This is a genomic window from Trueperella bernardiae, assembly GCF_001469025.1.
In the GTDB taxonomy this organism is placed as follows: domain Bacteria; phylum Actinomycetota; class Actinomycetes; order Actinomycetales; family Actinomycetaceae; genus Trueperella; species Trueperella bernardiae.
Genome location: NZ_LNIZ01000009.1, coordinates 85186 through 94351 on the forward strand (window position 1 = coordinate 85186; position 9166 = coordinate 94351).

Sequence of the window (9166 nt, forward strand, 5' to 3'; positions counted from 1 at the left end):
ACGTAGGAAGTGGCCCCGGCGCGCGGAGCGACGACAGGTGGCAGATTCCCCGCATTCGGAGTGGCGGCAGCCGCGGGATTCCTCCAGCTTGAGGGGTTGGAGTGGGCGCCGGTAACGGGCGTCCTGCTGATGAGACTTAGCGCCCTGCCCGGGGGCGTCCGCGGCTGCTTCGGCCGCGGACGCCCCCGTCGTCGTCGTGCTACTTGATCGCATCGGCGACTTCGTCAAGCATGGCCGGGAAGTTGGTGGCACCGGTCATGACGATGTACCAGCGCTCGGGGCTCAGGTAGACGATGTGGCCTTCCTTCGCGGCGGTGGTGGAGTTGACGAGCTCGTTGTCGAGGACCTGCTCGGCCGTGTCGCCGGCCTCGGCCTTGCCCACGGCGGCGTCGCGGTCGACCACGAAGATCCAGTCGGGGTTGATCTCCTTGACGGTCTCGAAGGAGACCTTGTCACCCTTGTGGCCCTCGTCGGCCTCAGGCTTCTCGTACGCCTGGCCGAAGCCGAACACGTCCCAGATCGGGGCCCAGCGCGAGCCGCGATCGTGTAGCGAGATCTCGCCGGCGTTCGTCATGATGACCAGCGCGTTGCCCTTGTCCTTCGCCATGTCCGTGTACTGGGCGATCTTCGCGGTGATCGAGTCGGCGGCCTCCATGCCCTTGGCGTCGGCGCCCACGGCCTGCGCCACCATCTTCACGTTATCGGGCACGGTGGTCGAGTAATCCTCGGTATCCCACGAGTGCGTGGCGTCGATCGTCGTGAACGTCTTGGAGAACTCCTCGTAGAACGACGACGACCGCCCGCCCACAATCACCAGGTCCGGCTGGAGTTTGGCGATGGCCTCCATGTCGGGCTCTTTGAGGTTGCCCACGGAGGTCAGCTGGGAGTAGTCGATGCCGTCGTCGTCCTTGAGCCACGTGGGCACGGACTTGGTGACGGTGCCGACCACGCGGTCGCCGGCGCCGATAGCGTCGATCGTGTCGAGCACGGCCATGTCAAGTACAACGATCTTCTCGGGCATCGCCTCAATGGTGGTCTCGCCCTGCGCGTGGGTGATGGTGCGAGGGAAGGTGGCCTCGGCGCTGGCCTCTTCGCTGGCGGTGGTTTCCGGGGCCGTGGCCTCGGTGGTCTTCTCCGCCGCCGGCGACGACGAGCATGCGCTCAGGGCAAGGGCGCTCGCGGCGGTGAGAGCTGCGAGCTTCATGACCTTGGGAAGGTGCACGGGTTTCTCCTTTGGGTGTGGCGCCGGGGTCCGGCGCGTCGGATGGGGTCATTACGAAACGTTTCCGTTACTTATTTGACTTAGGTAAACCTAACCTATCTAAATCTCGATTTCAAAGCTCCCAGAGAAAGTCTTGCGTAAATCGCCCAGCGCCCGCACTTATGTGGCACCACGCCTCCACCGCGTACCAGGAAACCTTTCGACACACCGAAACTTTTGCACGAGCGGTAAGTTAGAGCCGTAGACCTACCAAGGAGAATCATGAGCTTTCCCACCCCTACCCCCGCCATCGCAGACATCGGCGTGACCGGCCTCGGCGTCATGGGCGCCAACCTCGCCCGCAACCTCGCGCGCAACGGTTTCAAGGTCGCCGTCCACAACCGCTCCATCGGCCGCACCGAACGCCTCATCGCCGATCACGGCACCGAGGGCCAGTTCTTCCCCGCCGAAACGATCAAGGATTTCGTCGCCAGCCTGTCCACTCCGCGCGTCGCCATCATCATGGTCCAGGCCGGCCCCGCCACCGACGCCGTCATCGAGCAGCTCGCGGCCGAAATGGACGAAGGCGACATCATTGTCGACTGCGGCAACTCCCAGTACATGGACACCCGGCGTCGTGAAGCATCCCTCGCCGAGCGCGGGTTGCACTTCGTAGGCGCGGGCGTCTCCGGCGGCGAAGAGGGCGCGCTTCTCGGCCCGGCGATCATGCCCGGCGGCACGCGCGCCAGCTACGAACGGCTCGGCCCCATGTTCGAAACTATCGCCGCCAAGGCCGACGGCGAGCCGTGCTGCACCTACATCGGCCCCGATGGCGCCGGCCACTTCGTCAAGATGGTCCACAACGGCATCGAATACGCCGACATGCAGCTTATCGCCGAGGCCTACCAAATCATGAGTGCGCTCGGCCTGAGCGCCCCCGAAATCGGCGAGGTCTTCGCCGAATGGAACACCGGCGACCTCGAGTCCTACCTCATCGACGTCACCGCCGAAGTGCTGCGGCACGCGGACCCGAAGACGGGCCGGCCGTTCGTCGACGTCGTCCTCGACCGCGCCTCGCAGAAGGGCACCGGCGCCTGGACCGTGCAGACCGCCGCCGGGCTCGGCATCCCCGTCACCGGGATCGCGGAGGCGACGTTCGCGCGCTCGCTGTCGGCATCGGTGGCGCAACGCGAAGCGGCGCAGGCGGCGCTGCCCGGGCACGCGGCGGATTTGGCGGGAGCGGTGGTGCCCGAAGACCGCGCCGCGTTCATCGAGGACGTCCGCCTCGCCCTGTACGCCTCCAAGATGGTGGCCTACTCGCAGGGCTTCGAGCTGATCCGCGCCGCCTCCGACGAGTACGGGTGGGATGTCCAGCTCGGGGCGCTCGCCAAGATCTGGCGCGCCGGCTGCATCATCCGTGCCCGCTTCCTCGACCGCATCACCGAGGCCTACACCCGAGACTCGGCGTTGCCCCTCCTCCTCGCCGACGAGTTTTTCACCCGCGAGATCTCCGCCGCCGTGCCCGCGTGGCGCCGCCTGCTCACCACCGCGCTGGCGGCGGGCATCCCGGTGCCGGCGTTCACGTCGTCGCTGGCGTACTACGACGCCGTGCGGGCGCCCCGCCTGTCCGCCAACCTGATCCAGGCGCAGCGCGACTTCTTCGGCTCGCACACCTACAAGCGCGTGGACATGGAGGGCACCTTCCACACCCTGTGGTCGGAGGGCCGGGCGGAGGAGCGCTGGGACTAGCCACCCGAGCTAGCCGGTGGGCCGCCGGGCCGGCTGCCGTGCGGTGGCCAGCACCCGCCGGGCCCCCACTGCATCTGCAAATGCTGTACTAAACCGCAAGATGCGGCACAAAATAACGGGAAATTAGTACCGCATCTTGCCGAGTAGTGCAGCATCTGTGTGCGGCGGGCCGGAGGGCCACCCCGACGTGCGGCCCTCCCCCGGGTAGGCCGGCTGCCGTGCGGCGGCCGTGGCGGCCAGCACCCACCGGGCATTAAAATAACTTGGACGATTTCGGGGCGATCTCCTCATATAAGGAGATCGCCCCGAAATCGTCCAGGAAATTCAAATCCCGGCCCGCAGCCCGCCGGCTAGATGAGCCCGAACACCCCCGGCAGCCACAGCGAGAACGCGGGGACGAACACCACCACGAACAGCGCCAGGATGATGCCGACCAGGAACTGCCACAGCTTGGAGGTCACGGCCTCCATGCGCAGCCCGGCCACCTTCGCGCCCACGAACAGCACGTTGCCAACCGGCGGCGTGATCACGCCGACCGACAGGTTCATCACCACCATCGCACCGAAGTGCACCGGGTGGATGCCGATGTCCTTGACGATCGGCAGGAAGATCGGCACGAAGATAAGGATCGCGGGGGTCGGGTCCATGAACGTGCCCACCACCAGCAGGATCAGCATGATGATGATGAGGATGCCGGTGGGCGAGTCGGTAACGGACAGGAGTCCGTTGGCGATCATGTCGGGGATGCGGGCGAATGCCATCACCCACGACAGGCCCGCCGACACCGCCACAAGGAACATGACCACGGCGGTGGTGCGGGTGGCGGAGAGGATGATCTCAGGCAGGTCCTTGAGCTTGATGTTCTTGTACAGGAAGCCGAGCACCAGGCAGTAGACCACGGCGATGGCGGAGGATTCGGTGGCGGTGAATGCGCCGCCGAGGATGCCGCCCACCACGATGACGATCATGAGCAGCGACGGGATGGCGCGCCACAGGGTCACGCCCACCACCTTGGCGCTTGGCCGCTCGGTCACCTGCACCACGTTGTTCTTTTCGTGACGGAAGTACAGGATGAGGGCCACGATCATACAGGCCACTACCCACAGGGTGCCGGGGCCGACGCCGGCCATGAACAGGGCGGCTATCGACGTCGAGGACACGAGCGAGTACACGATGAACGTGTTCGACGGCGGGATGAGCATGCCGGACGGGGCGGAGGCCACGTTGACGGCGGCGGTGTATTCGCGCGAGTAGCCATCCTTGGTCATGCGAGGGGTCATGATGGTGCCAACCGCGGAGGCGGCGGCAACAGCTGCGCCGGACACGGAGCCGAACAGGCCGTTGGCCACCACGTTGGTCAGCGCCATCGACGCCGGCATGCGGCCCACGAGCACCTTCGCCGCGTCGATCAACCGTGCGGCGATGCCTCCGGAGTTCATGAGCACGCCGGCGAGCACGAAGAACGGGATGGCAAGTAGTGAGAAGGAGTTGACGCCGGTGAACATGCGCCCGGCCACGGACATCGCGGCCACGTCCGGGTTCATGACCGCCATCGCGGCGATCACGGTGGGTAGGCCGATGGCCACGGCGATCGGCACCGAGGTGGCGATCAGGAGAATGATTCCAACAAGCAGGATGAGTCCTGCAACAGCGGTAGGTGTCACAGCTGGGCTCCCTTCGTGTTGTCGCGGGCGACGCCGTCCGCGCCGTTCGCGTCCGCAGCGCCGGCCTCGCCAGCGCCGTTCGTGCCGGCACCAGCGCTAGCCGCGCCTTCGCTGTCAGCCACGCCGACGGCGTCGTCGACCGGGCTTCCCTCCGCCTCGGCCTCGATCTTGATCTTTTCCGCGTCCTCCAAGGCCATTTCGGCCTCGGGGATCGGGAAGTTGGACTCGCGCCCGGCCGCGATTTCCACGATGTGGTACAGCGCGTAGAGCACGATCGCCAGGCCGGAGATGGGGAGTACCAGGTAGACGGAGCCGATGTTAACCGGTAGGGCGGTGAGGTTCTGGGACCAGGCATTCATCGCGGCGTTCCAGCCACCCCACACGAGCGCGGTGGCGCCGAGGATGAGAGAGGCCACGTGGGTCCAGATCGCGAAGGCCTTTTGGGTGCGCTCCGGGGCGCGGAGGACAAGGAACTCCACGGCCATGTGGCCGCGCTCCCCGTACACGAACGCGAGCCCGAGGAAGGACAGCCAGACGAAGAGCATCTTGGCCAGCTCCTCAGACCAGGTCACGGGCGAGGACAGCACCAGGCGGGAGAAGACCTGCCAGGTGGTGGAGAAAACGAGGCCGACGAACAGGATGATGCACAGCCAGCCGAGGAACTTGGTGGTGAACTGATGGACGCGTTGCATTACTGACCCCCTTCGGTGTCGGCAGCGCGGATCGCGTCGAAGAGCTCGCGCTGGTAGCCGTCGGACACGAAGCGGTCGACGATCGGGGCGAGGGCCTGCGCGAATGCTTCCTTGTCCACCTCGTAGAAGGTGGCGCCGTTGTCTTCGGCGATCTGGCGCGATTCTTCGGTGTATTCCTTCCACAGCTCGGTGTGGAAGTCCATGGAGTCGTACCAGCATTCGTAGAGGATCTCGCGGTCGGCTTCGGGCATGGCCTCGAGCAGGTCGTGGCGCATGATCATGTAGTCGAGGCCGACCAGGTGGTTGGTGTAGGACAGGTAGGGCGCCACTTCCATGTGGCGGGCGGTGTTGTAGGAGACGAGGTTGTTTTCGGCCCCGTCGAGCACGCCGGCCTGGAGGGCCGAGTAGACCTCGCCGTAGGACAGCGGGGTGGCCGACCCGCCCATGAGCTTAATCATCTCGATGTGCATGTCGGATTCTTGGACGCGGATCTTCTTGCCCGCGAGGTCGGCCGGGGTTTGGACCGGGCCGAACGTGGTGTAGATGTGGCGCTCACCTTGGGTGTAGCCGCCGAGCACCGTGATGTTTTCCTTGTCCTCGAGGGAGGCGAAGAGGCCGCCCACGATGTCGGGGTCTTGGATGACCTTGATCTGATGGTCGATGGAGCTAAAGGTGGTGGGCATGTTGAGGACGCGGAAGTCCTGGTTAATGTTTTCCAGCTGGGTGCCGGACACGATAGACATTTCGATGGCGCCGGACTTGACGTACTGGAGGACTTCCTGCTGCGAGCCGAGCTGCTCGTTGGGGAAGATTTCGATCACGTAGCGCCCATTTGTGCGCTCGGCGACGTCTTCGGAAAACTTCTGGAGGGCCTTAAATGACGGGTGGGATTCCGACTGGTTGAGGGCCACCTTGAAGTAGGAAACAGTATCTTCGTCGCCCACCGAGTCAAGCTTGATGCCTCCGAGCCCGGCACAGCCGGACAGCAGGAGTGAGGCGCTTGCTGCGAGAGCGAGAAGGTTCCAACGTTTCTTCATTGGATCTCCTTAGCATGCGGGGCGCGGGTGCCACCCCGTGGGTGTGTGAGCCAGCACTGGCTTCGGTCGTCCTCGTGGGACGCGGCGGCTTTGCGTGCGTCTTGGAAGATGCTTTGAGGCTATCAGGATCCTTACACCCAGGGAAGAACTTGACAAATGTAGTATTTCACACTGCTGAATTACCGTTTATACCCTCAAAACACATGACATGTTCGCGCCCGCCCCTTAGAGTGAGCGTAGGGACGAAAGACTGACGACACTGTCGCCCCGCCGACGTCGGCCGGGCACCTCGCGTCCAGCTCACCACCCGCCGATCCCCAACCCAAGGAAGGCACACATGGAACTTCAGCCGCACCCCGATCGCCTCTTCCCCGCCGATCCCACCACGCGCAGCATCGCCCGCGACCTGTACGCGCTGGTCAAGGACGCCCCGATCATCTCCCCGCACGGCCACGTTCCCCCGGAGTGGATCGCGGACGACGTCCCCTTCAAGGACCCCACGTCCCTCCTCATCACCCCTGACCACTACGTCAACCGCATGCTGCACGCCCACGGCGTGGAGCTGAGCGAGCTCGGCGTCGGGCAAAAGGAGTTTTCCGAGGAGCAGTCGCGCAACGCGTTCCGCATCCTGTGCGCCAACTGGTGGCTGTACCGCGGCACGCCCGTGAAGTACTGGATGGAAAACGAGCTGTTTGATTACTTCGAGGTGCGGGTGCGGCCGTCGGCGGAGACCGCCGACCAGATCTACGACCAGATCGCCGAACGCCTCGCCGACCCCGCCTACCGCCCGCGCGCCCTCTACAAGCGCTTCAACATCCAGTTCCTAGCCACCACCGACGACCCGTGCGATTCGCTTGAGCACCACGCCAAGATCCGGCAGACCTTCGACGGCACGGTCGTCCCCACCTTCCGCCCCGACAAGTACCTCGAGCCCGCCCGCGCCGACTGGCCCGAGCTGATGGCGGCACTGTCGGAGGCCTCGGGCGTGGACACGACGTCGTGGGCCGGGTTCAACGCCGCGATGGAAAACCGCCGCGCCTACTTCAAGGCCGCCGGCGCGATCTCCACCGACCACTCCCACCGCGACCCGGGCACCGCCCGCCTCTCCGACGCCGAAGCCGAGCGGATCTACCAGCAGGCCCTCGCCAGGAAGGTGTCCCCCGCCGACGCCGACGCTCTCCGCCGCTCCATGATGTACGAGCAGGTGCGCATGGCCTCCGAGGACGGGCTGGTCATGACCATGCACCCGTCCGTGTACCGCAACCACCACACGCCCACCTTCAACAAGTACGGCGCGGACGTGGGCTGCGACATCCCGCTCAAGACCGAGTTCGCCGCCGCCCTACAGCCCGCGCTCGCCGACTGCGGCGACTCCGAGAACCTGCATCTCATCCCGTTCACCATGGACGAGACCGTGTACTCGCGCGAACTGGCGCCGATGGCGGGCTTCTACCGGTCGGTGTTTATCGGCGTGCCGTGGTGGTTCATCGACGCGCCCGAGGCGATGGCCCGCTTCCGCGGCGCCGTCACCGAGACTGCGGGCTTTACCCGCACGTCCGGCTTCATCGACGACACCCGCGCCTTCTGCTCCATCCCCGCCCGCCACGACGTGTCGCGCCGTATCGACGCCGGGTACGTGGCCAAGCTGGTGGCCGAGCACCGGCTAGAGATGGATGAGGCCGAGGAGGCCATCCGCGAGCTGGTGGTGGGCAACCCGGTGCGGGCCTTCAAGCTCGAAGGCTAGGGCCCGGTCGGGGCCCGGTCGCGGGCGGCGGGCGACCGTTCAACAACGGCTTCTTCCTCGAGCCCACCGTACTAGTGGACGTGGAACCGCATCCTCGCGCCGGACTTCTTCTAGCCGGCTGGTGCTGGCTAGCCCCGTCGGCTGGTGGCGCCCGCACATACGTGGATCCCCCGGTGTTCTTTTCAGAACACCGGGGGATCCACGCGCTAGAGGTGGACTCTCACCTGAAGGTGATTAGTCCTCCCGACGCTTCCGCGACACCAGGAAGGCACCAGCTGCAGTCAGCATGGTAGCCGCAGCAGCCAAGCCGCCCACGGTAGCACCCGTGTACGAGAGCTTGCCGGTGCCGGACTTCGGCGCAGTCTTACCCGCGACCGTGATCGTGGACGTATCGAGGACGTTGCCGTCCTTGTCCGTCACGGTGACCGTGATCTTGTCGCCGGGCTTGGCATTCGGATCGGCGGTGATGACCAGGTTGCCATCCTTGTCGATCTGGGCCTTACCCGGGCCCTCGACCGTGACCTTAGCGTCGCCGGGGACCTTGCCGCCGTCATTCGGGATCACAACGGTCTCGCCAGGCTTGACAGAACCGTCGCCCCAGTTCGGCTTATCGGCCTCAGGCTGCTTGTCCGGATCGGTAACCGTGACCTCGATCTTGTCTATCTCGTTGCCGTCCTTGTCCTTGACGATAACTACGATCTTGTCACCAGGCTTGGCGTCCTTATCGATGTCGACAACCACGTTGCCATTCTCATCGATGGTCACCTTGCCCGGACCGTCAGTCTCGACCGTGGTGCCGTCCGGAACCGGGCCACCGTCATTCGGGATCACGACGGTCTCGCCGGGCTTGCCCGAACCATTACCCCAATCCGGGGACTTGGGAGCCTCCGGCTCGGTGACGGTGATCTTGCCATCGTTCGAGGTGTTGACTTCCTTGCCACTGTCCGGGGTCTTGCCCTCAACAGTGACGGTGTAGTTGCCATCGATCGGAGCGGTCGGGGTACCCGTGATCACACACGCACCCTTCTCCGCGTCGTAAGCGATCGTCAGACCATCGGCCAGGCCCTTAGCGGTGCAGA

Annotated in this window: 7 protein-coding genes; 2 read left to right on the plus strand and 5 right to left on the minus strand. The window is 65.3% G+C overall.

Annotated elements, in window-relative coordinates; genetic code table 11:
- Positions 1-199: 199 nt before the first annotated feature.
- Positions 200-1222 (minus strand): siderophore ABC transporter substrate-binding protein, encoded by a 1023-nt coding sequence (locus AQZ59_RS08230; protein WP_236698700.1) that lies wholly within the window; start codon positions 1220-1222, stop codon positions 200-202.
- A 261-nt stretch (positions 1223-1483) separates the two neighbouring features.
- Here AQZ59_RS08230 and gndA point away from each other — a divergent pair, with 261 nt between their 5' ends.
- Positions 1484-2950, plus strand: a complete 1467-nt coding sequence (gene gndA, locus AQZ59_RS08235) for an NADP-dependent phosphogluconate dehydrogenase (RefSeq protein WP_062614182.1) — start codon at positions 1484-1486, stop codon at positions 2948-2950.
- A 350-nt stretch (positions 2951-3300) separates the two neighbouring features.
- On the opposite strand, the gene AQZ59_RS08240 is transcribed toward gndA, so the two are convergent.
- Genes AQZ59_RS08240 through AQZ59_RS08250 form a run of 3 tightly spaced genes read right to left on the minus strand, consistent with a single transcriptional unit; the run spans position 3301 to position 6343 of the window.
- Positions 3301-4614, minus strand: coding sequence for a TRAP transporter large permease (locus AQZ59_RS08240; RefSeq protein ID WP_062614183.1), 1314 nt, complete (start codon positions 4612-4614; stop codon positions 3301-3303).
- Positions 4611-5306, minus strand: a complete 696-nt coding sequence (locus AQZ59_RS08245) for a TRAP transporter small permease (RefSeq protein WP_068538875.1) — start codon at positions 5304-5306, stop codon at positions 4611-4613. Before AQZ59_RS08245 ends, AQZ59_RS08240 begins: the two co-directional genes overlap by 4 nt.
- Positions 5306-6343, minus strand: coding sequence for a TRAP transporter substrate-binding protein (locus AQZ59_RS08250; protein ID WP_062614184.1), 1038 nt, complete (start codon positions 6341-6343; stop codon positions 5306-5308). Before AQZ59_RS08250 ends, AQZ59_RS08245 begins: the two co-directional genes overlap by 1 nt.
- Before the next feature lie 337 nt (positions 6344-6680).
- Between AQZ59_RS08250 and uxaC the strand changes: the two genes are divergently transcribed.
- Positions 6681-8087, plus strand: coding sequence for a glucuronate isomerase (gene uxaC / locus AQZ59_RS08255; RefSeq protein WP_062614185.1), 1407 nt, complete (start codon positions 6681-6683; stop codon positions 8085-8087).
- Between the two features lie 234 nt (positions 8088-8321).
- Here the strand turns inward: uxaC and AQZ59_RS09610 are convergent.
- A partial coding sequence (locus AQZ59_RS09610) for an Ig-like domain-containing protein (protein WP_461792011.1) occupies positions 8322-9166 on the minus strand: 845 nt, incomplete at its 5' end.